The sequence below is a fragment of the Actinomadura sp. NPDC049753 genome, assembly GCF_040674655.1.
Classification (GTDB): domain Bacteria; phylum Actinomycetota; class Actinomycetes; order Streptosporangiales; family Streptosporangiaceae; genus Spirillospora; species Spirillospora verrucosospora.
The window spans coordinates 1-17,342 of sequence record NZ_JBFARL010000034.1 but is presented as its reverse complement, the minus strand read 5'-3'; the positions used below and the strand labels follow the sequence as shown (position 1 = coordinate 17,342).

The 17,342-nt window shown below is 70.6% G+C and carries 17 protein-coding genes; 8 read left to right on the top strand and 9 right to left on the bottom strand.

From position 1 onward, the window contains the following. The first annotated feature begins 102 nt into the window (after window positions 1-102). Entirely contained in the window at window positions 103-1,173 is a 1,071-nt protein-coding gene (locus tag AB0K37_RS12285) for a hypothetical protein (RefSeq protein ID WP_363978848.1), read from the top strand. A 199-nt stretch (window positions 1,174-1,372) separates the two neighbouring features. Here the strand turns inward: AB0K37_RS12285 and AB0K37_RS12280 are convergent, their stop codons facing one another. Together AB0K37_RS12280 and AB0K37_RS12275 are read right to left on the bottom strand one after the other, a co-directional pair. Further along, window positions 1,373-2,197, bottom strand: coding sequence for a YceI family protein (locus tag AB0K37_RS12280; protein ID WP_363978845.1), 825 nt, complete (start codon window positions 2,195-2,197; stop codon window positions 1,373-1,375). A gap of 70 nt (window positions 2,198-2,267) precedes the next feature. Then, window positions 2,268-4,886, bottom strand: a complete 2,619-nt coding sequence (locus AB0K37_RS12275; protein WP_363978842.1) for an MFS transporter — start codon at window positions 4,884-4,886, stop codon at window positions 2,268-2,270. A gap of 120 nt (window positions 4,887-5,006) precedes the next feature. Here AB0K37_RS12275 and AB0K37_RS12270 point away from each other — a divergent pair, with 120 nt between their 5' ends. From AB0K37_RS12270 to AB0K37_RS12260, 3 genes are all read left to right on the top strand, one after another. Next, window positions 5,007-5,627, top strand: coding sequence for a TetR family transcriptional regulator (locus AB0K37_RS12270; protein ID WP_363978839.1), 621 nt, complete (start codon window positions 5,007-5,009; stop codon window positions 5,625-5,627). A gap of 89 nt (window positions 5,628-5,716) precedes the next feature. Next, window positions 5,717-8,191: an alpha/beta fold hydrolase gene (locus AB0K37_RS12265; RefSeq protein ID WP_363978836.1), complete on the top strand. Its 2,475-nt coding sequence runs from the start codon at window positions 5,717-5,719 to the stop codon at window positions 8,189-8,191. Continuing rightward, window positions 8,188-9,018, top strand: coding sequence for an ABC transporter permease subunit (locus AB0K37_RS12260; protein ID WP_363978833.1), 831 nt, complete (start codon window positions 8,188-8,190; stop codon window positions 9,016-9,018). Before AB0K37_RS12265 ends, AB0K37_RS12260 begins: the two co-directional genes overlap by 4 nt. A 280-nt stretch (window positions 9,019-9,298) precedes the next feature. Here AB0K37_RS12260 and AB0K37_RS12255 read toward each other — a convergent pair whose 3' ends face one another. After that, window positions 9,299-9,451 carry a hypothetical protein gene (locus AB0K37_RS12255; protein ID WP_363978831.1) on the bottom strand — a complete coding sequence of 51 codons (153 nt, stop codon included), beginning with the start codon at window positions 9,449-9,451 and terminating at the stop codon, window positions 9,299-9,301. A 27-nt stretch (window positions 9,452-9,478) separates the two neighbouring features. Between AB0K37_RS12255 and AB0K37_RS12250 the strand changes: the two genes are divergently transcribed. After that, window positions 9,479-9,982, top strand: a complete 504-nt coding sequence (locus AB0K37_RS12250; protein ID WP_363978828.1) for a hypothetical protein — start codon at window positions 9,479-9,481, stop codon at window positions 9,980-9,982. A gap of 116 nt (window positions 9,983-10,098) precedes the next feature. On the opposite strand, the gene AB0K37_RS12245 is transcribed toward AB0K37_RS12250, so the two are convergent. From AB0K37_RS12245 to AB0K37_RS12230, 4 genes are all read right to left on the bottom strand, one after another. After that, window positions 10,099-10,641, bottom strand: a complete 543-nt coding sequence (locus tag AB0K37_RS12245; RefSeq protein WP_363978826.1) for a DUF2716 domain-containing protein — start codon at window positions 10,639-10,641, stop codon at window positions 10,099-10,101. Window positions 10,642-10,663: 22 nt separating this feature from the next. Further along, entirely contained in the window at window positions 10,664-11,170 is a 507-nt protein-coding gene (locus AB0K37_RS12240) for a flavoprotein (protein ID WP_363978823.1), read from the bottom strand. 402 nt (window positions 11,171-11,572) lie between these two features. Then, on the bottom strand, window positions 11,573-11,986 hold the full coding sequence (locus AB0K37_RS12235) for a hypothetical protein (protein WP_363978820.1): 414 nt from the start codon (window positions 11,984-11,986) through the stop codon (window positions 11,573-11,575). 434 nt (window positions 11,987-12,420) lie between these two features. Then, window positions 12,421-13,413, bottom strand: coding sequence for a hypothetical protein (locus AB0K37_RS12230; protein WP_363978817.1), 993 nt, complete (start codon window positions 13,411-13,413; stop codon window positions 12,421-12,423). A 1,081-nt stretch (window positions 13,414-14,494) separates the two neighbouring features. Here AB0K37_RS12230 and AB0K37_RS12225 point away from each other — a divergent pair. Next, window positions 14,495-14,965, top strand: coding sequence for an NUDIX domain-containing protein (locus AB0K37_RS12225; protein WP_363978814.1), 471 nt, complete (start codon window positions 14,495-14,497; stop codon window positions 14,963-14,965). Window positions 14,966-15,120: 155 nt separating this feature from the next. Here the strand turns inward: AB0K37_RS12225 and AB0K37_RS12220 are convergent, their stop codons facing one another. Continuing rightward, window positions 15,121-15,414, bottom strand: a complete 294-nt coding sequence (locus AB0K37_RS12220) for a helix-turn-helix transcriptional regulator (protein ID WP_363978811.1) — start codon at window positions 15,412-15,414, stop codon at window positions 15,121-15,123. After that, window positions 15,407-15,754, bottom strand: a complete 348-nt coding sequence (locus AB0K37_RS12215; RefSeq protein WP_363978808.1) for a type II toxin-antitoxin system RelE/ParE family toxin — start codon at window positions 15,752-15,754, stop codon at window positions 15,407-15,409. Before AB0K37_RS12215 ends, AB0K37_RS12220 begins: the two co-directional genes overlap by 8 nt. Window positions 15,755-15,907: 153 nt before the next feature. Here AB0K37_RS12215 and rarD point away from each other — a divergent pair, with 153 nt between their 5' ends. Then, window positions 15,908-16,798 (top strand): EamA family transporter RarD, encoded by an 891-nt coding sequence (gene rarD, locus AB0K37_RS12210; protein WP_363978805.1) that lies wholly within the window; start codon window positions 15,908-15,910, stop codon window positions 16,796-16,798. Between the two features lie 38 nt (window positions 16,799-16,836). Then, complete coding sequence (locus AB0K37_RS12205; protein WP_363978803.1) at window positions 16,837-17,196, top strand: hypothetical protein; 360 nt, start codon at window positions 16,837-16,839, stop codon at window positions 17,194-17,196. The last annotated feature ends 146 nt before the right edge of the window (window positions 17,197-17,342 follow it).

Here is a 17,342-nt window from a genome sequence, read left to right as displayed (position 1 = left end):
GGGGCACGGTCTCCCACGTGCCGGTCGGCCGGCGATCCGCGGCGGTCTTCCGGGCGGGACGCCGTGCGCGGCGGCGTCCTCGCCTGACAGACTGAGGAGATCATGAACCGGGAGGTGACGATGCGGGTCATACCGCGCCTGAACAAGGGTCGTCAGCGGGACGAGGAGCCCGCGCCCGTCCCGGCGCCTCCCGCCCCGTCCCCCGAACCGGCGCCCCCCGCTCCGTCCCCCGAACCGGCGGCTCCGGACCCGAGCCTGAAGTGGCCGCCCCCGCCCGCACCGATCCTCCCCGAAGACGCCGCCGAGACGACACAGCCTCAACCGACGACGCAGCCCCAACCGGCGACGCCGCCACAATCCCCCGCCCCCGTCCCGCCCGAGGAGACCTCGCCCACCGCGGACACCCGTCCCATGAAGACCGGGTTCGAGCCGGGCCGCGACCCCGCTGAGGCGCTGGGGCAGGAGAGCCTCCGGGACGAGGGCCGGCGCTCCCAGGCCACGACGGCCGTTCTGCCCGCGGCCACGCACCCCCTGGGCACGGAGGCCGAGAGGCGGCGGGCGCGGGCCGCGCAGCGGCAGCGGGAGGCCGCCGAGATGAAGCGGAGCCGGGCGGCGCGGCGGCAGGGCCGCCCGTACCGGGAGGCCACGCCCGCGGGGGCCGCCGACCAGCACCGGTCGGCGATGCTGGTCATGGTGCTCACGCTGGGACTGCTGATCGCGGCCGTCGCGGTGACCGGCGGGATGATCGCGTCCTCGATGCGGACGCGCCCGGTGACGCTGGCCGCCCCGCTGCACATCTACCCCGTCGCGCAGGTACTGCCGGGGCCGTGCCCCGCCGGGACGCAGGGCATCACCGGGCAGGCCGCCACCGGGGTGACCTGCTACCGGCTCACCCAGGGGATCGCGATCCACAAGGTCGCCGACCTGCGCGTGCAGAAGTCGCGGGTGAAGCCCGGCGGGTACGACGTGGCGGTGACGCTGCGCCCCGGCGACCGCCGCGCGTTCGCCGAGCTGACCCGAGCGACGGTCGGCCGCGACCTGGCCTTCGTCGTCCGCGACCGCCTCGTCACGCTGCCGCGCGTCGACATGGCCATCACCGACGGAAAGGTCGTCGTCACCGGCTCCCCCGACCGCCCCTCGGCCAACGCCCTGGTCCGCCAGCTGCGTTCTTGATTGCTTTTTCTCCTCCTTCGGGCCTGCGGCCCTCCATCGTCGAAAAAGCGGGCGATCGCTGGCATCGCTCCGACTCGCCTTGCGGCTCGCTGCGCGATCAGATTCTCGCTTCGCTCGAATCTGCCTTCGGACGCGATCGCAACCATTGAGGTTGTCGCGGGGTTGCGGCGATGGCTGAGGTAGTTGCGCAGCTCGTTCTTTACGTCGGCAGTTCTTCTCCCTGGACGGCTTGGATCTCCAGTTCGACCTTCAGGCTCTCGCCTACCAGGGAGATGCCCGCTTCCACGATCTGGTTGAAGCGGATGCCGAAGTCCTGGCGGGGCAGTTCGGCGGTGGCGCGGAAGGCGGCCCGGGTGCCGCCCCACGGGTCGGGGCCGGTGCCGAGGTACGTCATGTCGAGGTCGACGGGCTGGGTGATGCCGTTCAGGGTGAGGTGGCCGTGCACCGTCCAGCGGTCGGGTCCGACGCTGGTCAGGCCGTGGCCCTCGTAGGTGAGGGCGGGGTGGACGTCGGCGTTCAGGAAGTCGGCCGAGCGCAGGTGGTCGTCGCGCATCTTGTTGCCGGTCTCGATGGACGCCGCCTCGATGCGCGCGGTCACGCGGGAGTTCTCCACCGGCTCGGTGATCTCGACGCGCCCCTCGAAGGCGGCGAACCGGCCGCGGACGCTGGACAGGCCGATGTGCTGCGCGACGGCGCCGATGTTGGAGTGCGCCGGGTCGATCGTCCAGACGCCGGGCGGCGGGAGCTCGGCGCCGCCCGCCCGGCCGAGCACGACCCTCCCGATGTCGGCGGTGCCCGCGCTGGACACGATCATCGTGGCGGCGGCCGGATGGAAGCCCATGGCCGTCACGATCACCGTGTAGGTGCCGGCGGGCAGCGGGCCGGCGGCGAGCACGCCGTCCTCCCCGGTCTGCTCGCGCGCGACCTGGTCGCCCGCCAGGTTCATGACGGTGACGATGGCGTGCCGCACCGCCCAGCCGTCCTTCGTCCGCACCGTTCCGCGCAGACCTCGGTTAGCGTCCATCAACGACCCGCACTCCAGGTTCCGTGTCTCGTGGCCGCCGCCTGCGGGCGGCCCGGCTCGCTCGTGTCGGTCACTCGTCGGGGTAGCCGAGCTTGAGGTCGTGGTCGTCCAGCCCGCTGCCGGAAAGCGACAGGCCGGTCGCGACCGGAGGATATCCGGACGCGATCACCGTGTACTGGCCACCCGTGAGGTCGGTGAAGGCGTACTCGCCGTCCGGTCCGGTGATGACCATCGCGATGACGTTGCCGGCGGCGTCGACGAGCGTGACCCGTGCCTCGCCGACCGGCTCGCCCGTCTCGTTGCGGACCGTTCCGCGGATGCGGGCGCCGGGCGGCATCTCCACGTCCAGCCGCGTCTGGCCGTTGCCGGTCACCTCCACCGGCATCGCGACCGGGCGATGCGCGGCGGCGCTGACGGCGAGCGTGTAGGCGCCGGCCACGAGGTCCTTGAACGTGTAGCGGCCGTCGGCGTCGGTGCGGCCGGTGCCGACGACGTCGCCGCGCACGTCGGTGACGACGACCATCGCGTTCACGATGGGGGTGCCGTCGGCGCTGCGGACCGTTCCGGCGAGGCCGCCGCTGCCTGCCAGCAGCAGGTCGAACTCGACCGGCCGGTCGCCGACGACGAGGGTCGCGGCCTGCGGCTCGTGCCCGCCGGTGGCGGCGATCAGCACGTAGCTGCCGGGGCCCGGCGTCGGCAGCGCGTACCGCCCATCCTCCCGCGTGATCGCGCGGGCGAGCTGGTGGCCGTCGACTCCGATGAGGGTGAGGGCGGCGGACGGGACGGGCTCCCCGTCGCGGGTCCGCACCACGCCGCGCACGGGGACGCCGCCGCCGTTGGCGTCCTGCTCGATCTGCTGGGCGAGGAGCTTCGCCTGGGCCGCCAGCTCAGCGGCGGCCGGAGTCTCCGCCGCGCGGGCGGGCGCCTCCGGCGGGGCCGGCGGCGCGGCGACGGTGGCGAAGCGGCCGTCGTCCGGGTAGCCGTCGTCGCGTGCGTGCCTGCCGGCACCGACCGCGCCGACCGCCCCCGTCCGCACCGCCGCGGACGGCGGGCGCACGACGCCGCTCTCCGCGGGGACGCCGGTCGCGGGCGCGTCGGTCGCGGGCCCCTCGGGCGGCGCGTCCTTGCCGCGGTGCGCCGAGCCGCGCAGCGGGAGCTCCTTCAGCGCGAGCATCGCGAGGAACCCCACCAGGGCGATGGGGATGCCGACGAGGAAGACGCTCTGCAGCGAGTCGGTGAAGGCGTCCTGGATGATGCCCCTGATCTGCGGATCAAGCTTGCTGATCTCCTCCGGGGAGCCGAGGTCGGTCGCGCCGCCGCCGGCCGGCACGGGGATGCCCGCCGCGCGGAAGCCGCTGGTGATCTCTTCCGCGACCCGGTTGGTGAGGATCGCGCCGAACGCGGCCACGCCCATCGCGCCGCCGAGGTTGCGGAAGAACGAGACGCCGGACGTCGTCGAGGCGAGGTCGGCGGGCGCGGCGGCGTTCTGCGCGGCCAGGATGAGGATCTGCAGGCTGAGGCCCATTCCGACGCCGAGGACGGCGAGGTCGGCGCCGACGATGACCTTGGGCGAGTCGGTGTGCAGCAGCGACAGCAGGTACAGCCCGCCGGCGACGCACAGCAGCCCGACCACCGGGAAGATCTTGTAGCGGCCCGTCCGGGTGACGACCTGGCCGGAGCCGGTGGAGGTGATCAGCATCCCGACGACCAGCGGCAGCGTCATCAGGCCGGACGTCGTGGGGCTCATCCCCTTGACGATCTGCAGGTACTGCGGCATGTAGATCATCACGCCGAACATCGCCATGCCGACGCAGACGGAGACGAACGAGGTCAGCAGGAAGGTGGGGTTGCGGAACAGCCGGGGCGGCAGGATCGGGTCGCGCGCGACGCGCTCGGCGACGACCGCCAGGACGAGCAGCAGGGCGGCGACGCCGAGCAGGGCGTAGGTCCACTGGGAGTTCCACTCGAACTCGATCCCGCCCATGGACAGCACCAGCATCAGCACGGCGGCGCTGCCGGTGATGGTGAACGCCCCGAACACGTCGATGCGGGTGTCGCGCCGCACCTTCGGCAGCTTGAGCACCTTCTGGATGACGAGGAACGCGACGATGGCGAGCGGCACGCACACGTAGAAGCACCAGCGCCAGCCGAGGCTGTCGGCGTCGACGATGAACCCGCCGAGCAGCGGCCCCGCGACGGTCGAGACGCCGAACACCGCCCCCATGAACCCGGCGTAGCGGCCGCGCTGCCGGGGCTCGACGACGTCCCCGAGGATGACCTGGGCCAGCGCCGACAGGCCGCCGACGCCGAGGCCCTGGAACGCGCGGGCGGCGATGAGCTGGCCGATGTTCTGCGACAGCCCCGCGCCCACCGAGGCGGCCACGAAGATGATCAGAGCGGTCTGGAACATGAGCTTGCGGCCGGCGATGTCCGACAGCTTGCCCCACAGGGGCGTGGACGCGGTCATGGTCAGCAGCGACGCGCTCGCGACCCAGGACAGCTTGTCCTGGCCGCCGAGGTCGCCGACGATCGTCGGCAGCGCCGTGGCGACCACCGACGTCGAGATCATCGACGTCAGCATCGCCATCATCAGACCGGCGAGGATCTCCAGGATCTGTCGGTGCGTGTAGTGCGGTCTCGCTTGCTCTGGCGCCGCCGGGCCGTGCGACGCCACGCTCGCCTGAGCCACATTGCCCCCACAACTCAGATGAATTACCTGTGTTTTGCATGTATCTTATGTAGACGCACGTTTACTTGCAACTCAGTCCATAATGGACACCGACTGTAACGGCGAGCGGGGGCTGGCGGAATGCAGGTCGGGGAACAGGTCGGGGGACAGCCCGGGGGCGCGGCGGCGCGGCGGCGCAAGCGCGACCGGGAGGCCACCCGGCGCCGCATCCTGGACGCCGCCCGCGACCTGTTCGGCGAGCACGGCTACGACGGCGTCACCGTCCGCATGATCGCCGGGCGCGCCGAGGCGAACACGGCGCTGGTCCACCGGTACTTCGGCTCCAAGGCGGCGCTGTTCGGCGAGGTGCTGGCCGGGGAGTCGATGATCCGCGGCGTCATCGCGGGCGACCCCGGGGGGCTGCCGCGCCGGCTCGCCGAGCACTTCGTCCGGCAGGTCGACCAGCGCTCGGTCACCGCCATGTCCCGGATGCTGGACCGGTCGGCGGGCCACCCCGAGGTCAAGGAGATCCTGCTCCGCTACCTGGAGGACGTGATCGTCGAGCCGATGGTGGCGCAGCTCCAGGGGCCCGACGCGCGGGCCCGGGCGCTGCTCGCGTCCACGATCATCATGGGCGGCGGGCCGGTGCGGCGCATGGTCGGCCTCGGCGACCTGCGCGCCGCCGACCCCGCCGACCTCACCGACCGCCTCACCGCCATGTTCACCGCGGCCCTCGCCCCGTCCGTCCATCGCGAGACGTAGCGCCCCGGGGCCGCGTACCCCGGCGGGAGCAGGCGGGATCGGCTTCAGGGCGGAGCGGGCGGGCGCGAGGCGCGCATAGGGTTCTGCTCATGGGGCGGGCGGGCGCTTTCAGGGCGCGGTGGGACAGGACGGGACGGTCCGCGCGCTGGGCGTCGGCGGCGGTCGCCGTGGCGCTCGCCGGCGGGGCCGCGGCCTGGGGCGCGGCGGCCGGCGGCGAGGCCCGCGTCCGGACGTCCGAGCAGCGCGTCACCGTCGTCGACGGGCCGAAGGACGACCAGCGCGTCACCCTCGACACGACGTTCTACAAGCCGGTCGGACGGGCCAAGGGCCCGGCGGTCCTGCTGGGCCACGGCTTCGGCGGCAGCAAGCGGGACGTCGCGGGCGAGGCGCGCGAACTCGCCCGCGCCGGGTACGCGGTGCTGGCCTGGTCGGCGCGCGGGTTCGGGCGCTCGACCGGCGAGATCGCCCTCAACTCGCCCGACTACGAGGTGAAGGACGCCCGGCAGCTGATCGACTGGCTGGCCCGGCGGCCGGAGGTCCGGCTCGACGGCCCCGGCGACCCGCGCGTCGGGATGGCGGGCCAGTCCTACGGCGGCGCGATCGCGCTGATGACCGCCGCGTACGACCGGCGGGTGGACGCCATCGCACCGCAGATCACCTGGAACAGCCTCCCCGGCGCGCTCTTCCCCGACGCCGCCTCTGGCGCCGGGCCGACGGACGGCGTCTTCAAGAAGCTGTGGGCGGGGCTGTTCTTCACGGGCAGCGCGGACCGGACGGCGTGCGGGCGTTTCCTGCCGTCCGTGTGCGACATGTACCAGGAGGTGGCGGAGAAGGGCCGCCCCACCGAGTCGGCGATCGCGATGCTGCACCGGTCGAGCCCCGCATCCGTCGCCGACCGGATCCGGGTGCCGACGCTGCTCGTCCAGGGGCAGTCCGACTCGCTGTTCCCGCTCGACCAGGCCGACGCCAACGCGCAGGCGATCGCGCGGAACGGCGCGCCGGTGTCGGTGGTGTGGTTCCAGGGCGGGCACGACGGCGGCGACCCGGAGACCGCGCGGGTCGAGGGGCTCGTGCGCGACTTCTTCGACGCCCGGCTCATGCGGTCGTCCGCGCCCTCCCCGGACGGTTTCACGGTGACGCGGGCAGGGGGGCTCGACTCCTCCACCCAGGCGGTCGTCGTCGACGAGGCGTCGACGCGGCGGTATCCGGGGCTTTCGGGTGACGCGTCGCGCCTGCCGCTGGCCGGGGCCGAGCAGACGATCTTCAATCCGGCGGGCGGGTCGCCCGCGTCGATCTCCGCCGTGCCGGGGCTGGGAGCGCTCGGATCCCTGGGCGGGTCGCTGGGAGGCTCGCTGGGCGGGCAACTGCCTTCGGACATGCCCGGACAGACCGCCACCTTCGAGACGCGCCCGCTGGACCGCCCGCTGTGGCTGACGGGTGCCGCGACCGTACGCCTGAAGGTCACCGGGGACGGCCCGCTGTTCGCGAAGCTCTACGACGTCTCGCCGGGCGGTGCGGCCGCTCCGGCGCGGCGGCTGGCGGCGCCGTTCCGGGTGTCCGGCGGCGAGGTCACGGTGACGCTCCCGGCGATGGACTACCGCTTCGACCGCGGGCACCGGCTCCGCCTGGTCGTCGCCACCACCGACATGGGGTTCGCGACGCCCGCGAAGCCGTCGTCGTACAAGGTGCAGGTGGTGTCGCCACTGACCGTCCCGTCCGTCCCGTCGTTGAAGGCCGCGCCGGCGCCTCTGCCCGTCTGGGTGTGGGCTCTGCCTGTCGCCGCCGTCGCTCTGGCGCTCGCCATACTTCTCCCAGGACGCCGTAGGCGCGACGCCGAAACGGACAGCGACGTGCCCCTGGAGATAACGGGGCTAACGAAGGCGTACAAGAACGGGCACCTCGCCGTCTCCGACCTGTCGTTCCGGGTGGAGAAGGGTCAGGTGCTCGGACTCCTGGGGCCGAACGGCGCAGGAAAGACGACGACACTGCGCATGCTGATGGGGCTCATCCACCCGGACTCGGGCTCGATCCGCATCTTCGGGCACCGCGTGTACCCGGGCGCCCCTGTGCTGTCCCGCCTCGGTTCCTTCGTGGAGGGGCCTGGGTTCCTGCCCCACCTCTCCGGTCGCGACAACCTGGACCTCTACTGGCGCGCCACCGGGCGTCCCTTGGACGAAGCCCACCTGGACGAGGCGTTGCAGATAGCCAACCTGGGTTCGGCGCTCGACCGGGCCGTCCGCACGTACTCGCAGGGGATGCGGCAGCGTCTCGCCATAGCGCAGGCCATGCTCGGCCTGCCGGACCTCCTCGTCCTGGACGAGCCCACCAACGGCCTCGACCCGCCCCAGATCCGCGAGATGCGGGAGGTGCTCGTCCGGTACGCGGCGGCCGGGCGGACGGTCATCGTCTCCAGCCACCTGCTCGCCGAGGTCGAGCAGACCTGCACGCACGCCGTCGTCATGGCGGGCGGCCGCCGCGTCGCCGCCGGCCCGGTCGCCGAGATCACCGGATCCGGCCGCCGCCTGGAGGACGCGTTCCTGGAGATCATCGGGGAGGGTTCATGACCGCCTACCACGTCCGGCGCACCCTTCCGCTGCGGGTCGAGGCCGTCCGCCAGTTCCGGCGCCGCCGCACGCTGGTCGCCTTCGCGTTCCTGCTCGTGCTGCCGTGGGTGCTGGTCGCCGCGTTCAAGATCGGCGGGGATCCGGGGCCGGACGGCGTCCCCAGCCTGGTCGACGTCGCCACGTCGTCCGCGCTGAACTTCGCCCTCTTCGCCCTGTTCGTCTCCACCGGTTTCCTGCTGGTGGTCGCGGTCGCCCTGTTCTGCGGCGACACGGTGGCGAGCGAGGCGGGCTGGTCGTCCCTGCGCTACCTGCTCGCCGCGCCCGTGCCCCGCGCCCGGCTGCTGCGCCAGAAACTGATCGTCGCCCTCTCCTACGCGGTCGTCGCGGTCGTCAGCCTGCCGCTGATGTCGCTGGTCGCGGGGACGGCCGGATTCGGCTGGGGCGACGTCGAACTCCCGACCGGCGGCACCGTCCCGGTGAGCACCGCGCTCGGCCGCATGGCGATCATCATCGGCTACTCCCTCGTGGCGCAGCTCGTCGTCGCCGCCCTGGCGTTCCTGCTCTCCGTGACGACCGACTCCCCTCTCGGCGCGGTCGGCGGCGCGGTCGGGCTCGTCATCGTCAGCAACATCCTGGACGCCGTCACCGCGCTCGGCTCCTGGCGCGACTTCCTCCCGACGCACTGGATGTACTCCTGGATGGACGCGCTGCAGCCCGAGATCCAGTGGGCGGGCATGGCCAAGGGCGCCGCCCTCTCCCTCTCCTACGCCGCCGTCCTGTTCGCGCTGGCCTTCCGCCGCTTCCGGACACGCGACATCGTCTCCTGATTCCGCCCACGCTCCGCGTTCCTCCGGACGCGAACCGTCGATCACAACGCCCCAAAAACCGGTCGAACCTGCAGTTCAGGTGGCATAAGCTCGGCGAACCTCGACCGGCCCGGCCGCGTCATACGAGGCAACGGCCCGATCCCCGGGTTTTAAAGGCAGCCCGGCGGGGGGAGATGATCACCATGGCACGGCAGCAGCTCGTCAAGCGCCCCAGGCCCCCACGTCAACCGAGCCCGACCGACCTGCGGACCCCTTCGGGCCGCCTCCTGCCGTACTGACCTCACCGGGAGAGCCGCGAAAGGAAGCTCTCCCTCGCGACGACGGCCCGCTCGACGCGGCCGTCGCCGACGACCGCGCCCTGATCGTCGACGGCCTCGAAGTCGAAGGCCAGGCGCCTCCCGTCCACTTCTCGCAACTCCGCCGTGACGGTCACCCGTCCACCGGCGGGCGTGGCGACGCGATGACGCACCTCGACCCGCGTCCCGACCGAGGTCTCGCCGTCCCCGAGGCGAGACCCGACCGCCTTCACCGTGGCGGCCTCGGCGAGCGCGAGCAGCCTCGGCGTCGCCAGCACGGGCACGTCCCCGCTCCCCACCTGGACGGCCGTGTCCGCCTCCGCGACAACGATCTCGACCTCGGCCCGCAACCCCGGCGTCAACTCCATGCGCCCATCCTGCCCGTCCAGGCGCCCGGCTGGCCGAAGCAGCCACTGGCCAGGCCCCGCCGGCCGCTGAGAGCCTCGCTGTTCGGTCAAGCCACAGACCAGGCGGCCTCCTCCCGCCTGATCGCCTGGGCCGCGACCTCCAACGCCGACATCATCTGCTGGGACGCCGCCGCGGAGGACCCCGCCGAATGGCCGACCCTGGCGTTCAACCGCGGCGAGATCCGCTACGCCCGCTACACCTGCGGGATGGCCGAGTTCCTCACCCGCATCTTCGAGGCGATCTCCCGGAATGCCCTCTGAGCGACCTCACCCTCTGGGGCAAAGGCGCAGCCCTCTTCAAGCAACTGCGCTGACCGACCTCGCCGAGCCGAGGCACGCGCACCCATGGTCAGGACGCTCCGTCCCCCGGCTGCGCCTCATGCTTCCCGGGGCTCACGGCCGTTTCGGCGGAGAACTCGGCTCAGCGTGCCGCTGTTCCGCGTTTCGACAGCCTCCAAGAGCCGGTCGCCGTGAACGCAGAGGCTGGCTTCCCACGGGTGCCCGAACGTCCAGAACGAGAGATCCTGCGACAGGAAGATGTAGTAGTCCCCGTCGGGAAAGACGGGGACGACCCAGGACGCCTCGTTCTCCGGCTCGGTCAGGCGATGCGGCCAGAACCGGTAGCCGGGATGCCGCCAGTCCAGGACATAGAGCCACTCGTCCCGATCGACGCAGGCCTTGAACGCATCGTGGAACAGCACGTTGAGGTCGTCAGGCTCTACGGCGCAGTGCCAGCTCATGTCCGTAGGAGCGGGGCGCTCCCGAGCGAGGTCCCAGGTCACCGACGGAGAGGGCTCCAGAATGCCCGGCCACCCGTCGGGATGGACGATGCGGAAGGAAGCCAACGCCACGAAATCGTCCCAGACCCGGAAATGCTCCGAGTCGGAAAGCCTCGCCCAGACGACCGAGCCGTCCGTCACTGCACCTCCATGGGTCGGGACGTCAGCCCTCCAGCATGCTGCCCAACTCGGTGAGGATGTCCTGCCAGCTTGGCATGCGCGCGTCCGGAGGGGCGGCGGGGTCGAACAGGACATGGGCGCCCATCGAGCGGAGGGCGTCCAGGTTCCGGGCGAACGCCACATGGGCGGCCAGCTCCGCATTGACCTGCGGCACCGCCAGCGTCGGCACGCCCATGCCGAGGTGTTCGCAGAGCATGCCGACGGCGACGGTGTCCGTGATGCCCAGAGCCCATTTGTTGATCGTGTTGAACGTGGCCGGAGCCACCACCACGGCGTCGGCCGGCGGCAGGCCGTTCGACGTCTCGTGCGGCTCCCGGAAGTCGGTCCGCACCGGGCCGCCGGTCAGGGCCGCGAGCCGCTCCATGTCGAGGAATTTGGCTCCCATGGGGGTCGCGATCACCCGGACATGCCAGCCCGCGCCCTGGGCCAGCCGCACGAAAGCCTCCAGATCGGACGCCGCACCAGCCCCGCACACGATCGCGTAGAGCACCTTCCCCGAACTCATGTGACGGCCCAGGCCGGGACCTTGTGCAAGGACGACTGACGCGACGCGCGCCTCGTTCCAGCCCCTGGAAAGGAGCATCCGGTAGAAGTGACCGAGCGTGGCATCGTCCTGCCCTCCCTACGCACGTTCTCTGCCGCCAGTGACGAGCATGGCACCCGGCCTCACCCCAACCGCAACCGGCAGTCCTCCCAGCCGCTGATCACGCAGTTCACGACCGGAAGGACACCCGACACGTGCGCGGGCCCGTAGCCCCAGGGCACAAGCTCGGCCTGGAGGCGCTCCCTGGGGCTTAGAGAACTGGGGCCCCCGCGACTTTGGTACAGGGGGCGGGGGCCCCAGGGTCCGGGAGGGCGCGGCCTCGATCAGACGGATTTCAAGTAAGCGAAATCATCCGTTGTACCAGGCAGCCGAGTCGCAGTACTTGAGACCGCTCGTGGTCGAGTAACCGCTCAGGCAGATCTTGAAGGCAATGGTCTTGTATTCCGGGAGATTGTGGTAGTTGGCGTTAGTGGTGGCGCAGTTACCCTTGCCGCCGGCAATGAGGTTGTAGTACGGGTCACCGTTGAGGTAGACCACCCCGAAGGCGCCCTTGCCGTCGGCCTCGATGTCGCACACCTGGACGTAGTCGCCGGACGGCTGGAACTTGATGACCGCGCCGGGGTCGCCGTCGTCGGTGTGCATCGTGTACTTCCACGTGACGGCCGATGCCTCAGGCGCCGTGGTGAGTAGCGTCCCGCAAACGATCGCCGCGCCCGCGACCGCCGCCGACAGGATCCGCCTCGATGCCTTGCCGATCTTCAACCGGCCACCTCTCTCTTCGTGTTCTCGGAACGGGCAGCCGTACATGCCGACTGCCGGAGATGACCGTCCGCGCCCTAGTCGCCAGGGCAACCGTTTCGATGGATTTTCGACACAAAGTCCAGCAGAACGGCTAGGAAACCCACACGTTGCTGCGAAAAGATGGCTCTCACTGCCTGAACGCGCACCCAACGGACCGAAGCCGACACGCCACTCGACGCTCGGGGCACCATCCATGGGCGGGCTAGACGCCCCCGCGCGCGGCGGTTGGTCGCACGCAGTGTGGCCCCACTCCGCTGCTCAGCGGGCTGGAGTCACAGGCGAGAAGAGGCGCCAGCCCATCGCCAATGAACTGGTTCAGATCTAAACGACCGAAGCGGATTCTACTCTGCCGGAGCGATCGCCGGAGATCCATGCCCCGGATGGAGGCCGCACGGTCAGTGCCGGCGCTCTATGAAGGGGGCGCCGGCGAGGGAGCTGGGCAGGCCGGTCGACCAGATCGAGCGCGTTCCCGGTACACGGGCGAGGTCACGGATCCAGACGGCGGTGCCGGGGCGGCCCTCGCCGCTCTCGGCGGTCCAGCTGCCGCCGCTGTAGTGCAGGTAGCTCTTGTCGTCGTCGACCGTGCTCACCGTGACCCAGGCGCCTTGGTCGCCGTCATCGGCGAGCGTGGGGAAGTGATAGGCGTACGGGGTCGCGGGGATCGTCGTCGACGTCCAGCTCGTCCCGTCCCAGTGCATGAGCTCGGGAGTCGCGTAGCTGGTGCTGGCGCGGTAGGCCCAGACGCTCGTGGACGAGACGGGCGCGATCTTCGCGATGTAGGTCTGCTCTTTGGACGGGTACCGAATCGTGCTCCACTTGGTGCCGTTCCAATGCAGCATGGCCTCGGTGGGACCGGCCCCCGGGATGTCGCAGGTACAAGCGATCCAGATGTCCTTCGCTGACCGGACGGCGACGGTGGAGGCACTGACCATCGGCACCGGAGTCTTCTTGCGCACCCATCGTCCGTTCTGGAAGCGCAGGGCGACGGCCTTCTTCGCTTGTGAGTCGTACCCGATTGACCAGGCCGGCCCCTTAGGCGCCGCCGAGACGATCTGCAGGTACGTGGGCAGCGGAGACGGCATGGTGGGCTGAACCCCGGCCGGGTAGCCGACCCTGCGCCAAGCACTGCCATTCCAATGCAGTGCCGGCGAGCCGTTCTCGTTCAGGTAGATGCCCCAGGCGTTCCGCGGCCCGGCGGCGGCGAGGTCGACGACCTGGCCCGTGCCCGGCGGAAGCTCCTGGCGCCGCCACTGCCGACCGTTCCAGGCCAGCATGACGGGTTTTCCACTCGACGTCGCGTCCTCGATCCCGGCCGCCCACGCGGCCCGCGGCCCGGCCGCCGCTATCTCGGTCACCACCCCGAGACCGTCGAGAGGCGGGGTGGGCACTTTTTCCCATTCCGGGGCTGCCGCGGTGGCGGCGGCGGGCATGAGCAACAGGCCGGAGAAGGCAGCGGTCCAAGTGGTGACGCGAAGAACTCGACGTCCAGCCATGAATACTCCCGGGGGGCGGTCTGGCGGCAGACCCCTGAGATCTCGCCGCCATTTGCTGGCAAGCTACTGAGACCTCCCTATCCCAAGATCACTCAGGACAAACAGACACGCCCGTTCATATGACCGATCCAGGCCACCTCCTTGACCGCGCACTCCTCCAACCGCGCCAGCCCGCAGCCCGCGCCAGTTGCGCAGGTTAGGGGGCGGAGCGTCTCATGCACGGAAGCACTTCTGGGCACAGCAGGCGAGCTCACCGAGCGTGCCAAGGAACGGAAGGCAAGCCAGTCAGGACCACCCGGCGTCGAGGAGGGTCAAAGGCGCCGCTTCGCGCCGCCGACGGCCGTCCGCCCCTGCGTTCGGGCATGCGGCCTGTCCCGTCCGGTTCCGCCTCTGCGCATAGGCACCTTGTCAACGACATACGAGCGCGGCCCGCGCGTTCAGGGCAGCCGTCGCGGGACCCCTCGCGTGGCCTGGCGGCGAGGTTGGGCCCGTCCACCGCACGACGCCGGCCGACTCCCTCCGGTCGCCCTCCGGGTGGGCTTGTGCCATCGACCGGCCCCAGCCCCGTCAGCGCCTACGAGGCCGCGCGCACTCTTTGCGAGGACATGGCCTGTTTGTGGCCATCCCTGGAACAGGGCCGCCACAGGCGGGGACTCCACCCCGAATTAATCGCCTGGCGGACTCTTTTCACCAACGCCCGCAAACGGATCGAGATCCTTGTTAACGCGAGTTTCTTCGGTCACGAGCAGTGACCCGACTTCAACAACCTCCTACGTGAGAAGGCGACGCCGACGCACCAGCGGTCAGCGAGCGCGGCGGCGAGGAGAAGTACAGGCACGGCATCGAGAGTCGTCGCCGCGTTGCAGGCTTAACGCCTACGCCTACGCCTACGCCTACGCCGCGCCGGTCTGGCATCTGCGCCGGGAGTCGGAGGGTGGTGTGGGTGCTTTCCCACCAGGCCATCAAGGAGCGAACAGTGGCGCGTACCGAGTACTACGACGATCCCTCCGCACCATCCCCGAACTCCATGGTCGTCGCTGCCTCCGCAGTCGTCACCAATGAGCACGGCGAAGTACTCATGCAGCGACGAGCCGACTCCGGGCTCTGGGCTCTGCCCGGCGGAGGGATGGATCTGGACGAGTCTCTCCCGGACACAGCGGTCCGCGAAGTCAAGGAAGAGACCGGGTACGACATCGAGATCACGGGCTTGGTCGGCACTTACACCGATCCCCGGCACATCATCGCGTACTCGGACGGCGAGGTACGCCGACAGTTCAACGTCTGCTTCAAGGCCCGGCTACTCGGCGGCGAGCTGCTCGTCAGCGACGAGTCCCTAGACGTCCGCTGGGTGCCGGCCGACGAGCTGGACGACTTGCCCATGCACCACACGCAGCAGATGAGGGTGCGCCACTACCGCGAGCTTCGCGATACACCGCACCTCGGCTAGGACGGCGAGCAATCCCTAGCCAGGCGCGTGTGTGCAGGTCAGGTGCTACTCGGCGGGGCTGCGCCTGCGGGGCAGGAGAGGCCGGTACCGCAGTAGCCGTTCGGGTCTTGTGGAGGTACTGCTGGCGGTACCCGCCTCTGCGCATGGCCGCAGCCTTACGCGGCAGGACTCCGCAGTTTCACGACGAGTTCGACACCGAGAGCTCGGGCCAGGCGGTCGAGGACCGCCAGTGTCGGGACGGTGCCGCCGGCTTCGAACCTGGCCACGGCCGACTGCGTCATGCCCGCCCCCTTGGCCAGTTCGCTCTGGCTCCAGCCGCGCTCCTCACGGAGAGCCCGAACACTACGCCCCAGTTCATAGGCCAAGCGAGCCACGTCGTACGCCTCGGCAGCACCCGGTTCGGACATGCGGCGCTCCCGCAGCTCACTCCAGTCTGCCCGATCACCCATCGGCCTCACCTTCCTCAGCGTCCGCCGAGTGCGCCTCGGTTACGCACAGCCGCAGCGCCCTACGTGCGCGTTCCACCTCTCGATCTTCTCGCATGCGTGTTTTATGGAAGACCGTGAGCAGAACGATTCGTCTGCCAGAAGCGATCCAGTAAGTCAGACGTACGGCCCGTGCGTCGAGGTGAAAACGCAACTCCCTCAACTTGCCATCGAGCTGCCGCGTGTACGGCTCCCCGAGCAGCACCCCCTCATCGGCGAGCAAGTCGATGTAGAACGCCGCTGTAGCGAACTGCGCAGTCGGTAGACGTTCCAACCACTCCCGCACCTCCGGCTCAAGCTCCACAGCACCTCAGGCCATAGCATCGATGCTATGGCCTGAGGGGGCGACGAATCTGGGCTTTGCAGAGAGCTGGAGCGACCAGTGCTACTCGACGGGGGCTGCGCCTCGTCAGGACTGTGTCCCTTTTGGCTGATTACCTGCTGATATGTTGCCTTGGTGAAGCGGGGTGTGGTGTGCGGGGTCGCGGCGTACGTGCTGTGGGGGCTGTTCCCGCTCTACTGGCCGCTGCTGAAGCCGGCGGGGGCCGGCGAGATCCTCGCGCACCGGATCATGTGGTCGCTGGTCGCGGTGGTCGCGGTGCTGGCCGTGCGGCGGAGCCGGGGGTGGCTGCGGACGCTGGGATGGCGGCGGGGCCTGCTGCTGGCGCTGGCGGCTCTGGTGATCAGCGTCAACTGGGGGACGTACATCTACGCCGTCAACACCGGCCACACGATCGAGTCCGCGCTCGGGTACTTCATCAACCCGCTGATCAGCGTGCTGTTCGGTGTGGTGATCTTCCGGGAGCGGCTGCGACCGTGGCAGTGGGCGGCGGTCGGGATGGGGTTGGCCGCGGTGGTAGCGCTGACCGTCGGCTACGGGCGGCCTCCCTGGATCGCGCTGGTGCTGGCGTCCGCGTTCGCGGTGTACGGGCTGCTGAAGAAGTTCGCCGACATGCCCTCGGCGGAGAGCCTGGCGGTCGAGACGGCGGTGACGTTCCTGCCGGCGCTGGGGTTCGTGCTGCTGCTGGAGGGAAGGGGCGAGGCGACCTTCGGACATCACGGGGCGGGGCACGCGGTGCTGCTGGCCGGGGCCGGGATCGTGACGGCCGTGCCGCTGATGCTCTTCAACGCGGCGGCCGTGAGGCTGCCGTTGAGCGTCATCGGCATGCTGCAGTACCTGGCGCCGGTGCTGCAGTTCGCCATCGGCCTTTTCGTGCAGCACGAGGAGATGCCGCCGAGCCGGTGGGCGGGGTTCCTGCTGGTCTGGCTCGGCCTGGTGACGCTCACGTGGGACGGGCTGGCCGCCGGACGAAGGGAAGCGGTGCCCGAAACGGGGCCAAGGGGCTAAAGTGCCGGACGTCACACCCCCGAGCGAGGGAGTCGTCGTTGCGTCTGCTCAGCGTCACCGTGTTGGGAACAGCGCTCGTCGCGGCGGGCATGCTGGCTCCGGCGAGGGGGCAGGCGACGGCGCGCGGGGACGGTCCCGTCTCGGTGGAGCCTCCCGCCGCGCGGCCCGGTGAGCGGATCCGGCTTTCGGTGCCGGGATGCAGGGGCACGGTGGCCGCCACTTCCGAAGCGTTCGCCGCGCGGGCTGTGGACCACTCGACCGTCGTGAGGCGCGACGCGGCGCCCGGCAGCTACCCGGTCGTGGTGCACTGCGGATCACGTAGAGTGATCGGCAAGGTCCAGGTGGCGGGGCGAGTGGCCTGGCCCGATCTCGTCCCGATCGACCGCGCGGCAAAGTAATTCGGCATAAACCGGAAGAGAGCTCCATTTAGCGGGCGTCACTCTCCGTGTTCTCTCCCGCCGGCGAAAGTCCTTTTCGCGGGCCTCTTCGGCATGCCTGTAAGGCCGACTCGGACAATGAGACAACACAGCGAGCAAGTGATAAG

Excerpts from the sequence above, each read along its gene's own strand:
- AB0K37_RS12285 (WP_363978848.1), top strand. The coding sequence starts at position 103 with ATGAACCGGGAGGTGACGATGCGGGTCATACCGCGCCTGAACAAGGGT.
- AB0K37_RS12280 (WP_363978845.1), bottom strand. The coding sequence starts at position 2,197 with ATGGACGCTAACCGAGGTCTGCGCGGAACGGTGCGGACGAAGGACGGC.
- AB0K37_RS12270 (WP_363978839.1), top strand. The coding sequence starts at position 5,007 with ATGCAGGTCGGGGAACAGGTCGGGGGACAGCCCGGGGGCGCGGCGGCG.
- AB0K37_RS12265 (WP_363978836.1), top strand. The coding sequence starts at position 5,717 with ATGGGGCGGGCGGGCGCTTTCAGGGCGCGGTGGGACAGGACGGGACGG.
- AB0K37_RS12260 (WP_363978833.1), top strand. The coding sequence starts at position 8,188 with ATGACCGCCTACCACGTCCGGCGCACCCTTCCGCTGCGGGTCGAGGCC.
- AB0K37_RS12250 (WP_363978828.1), top strand. The coding sequence starts at position 9,479 with ATGACGCACCTCGACCCGCGTCCCGACCGAGGTCTCGCCGTCCCCGAG.
- AB0K37_RS12220 (WP_363978811.1), bottom strand. The coding sequence starts at position 15,414 with ATGGGTGATCGGGCAGACTGGAGTGAGCTGCGGGAGCGCCGCATGTCC.